Consider the following 227-nt stretch of genomic DNA (forward strand, 5'->3'; position numbering starts at 1 on the left):
ACTACCAGAACCGTCTGGAGCGTAAAGATCCCTATCCCCACAACAGGGGCCGCTTTCTCTCCCTCACCGCCAGCCCTCCGGCATACGCCGCGCTGCAGCAAAAAAGAGTGAAATTCGGTTCCCGGGGCCCGCGAGAGGAAAAGATACCGGGCCGAAAAGAACGATCAGTCGACCATTTTCTTTGCTTTCTTCGCCCGCTCTTTGGCCGTATACCCGGTCACCTGCTG

The organism is Methanoculleus sp. UBA413 (genome assembly GCF_002502935.1).
GTDB lineage: Archaea > Halobacteriota > Methanomicrobia > Methanomicrobiales > Methanoculleaceae > Methanoculleus > Methanoculleus bourgensis.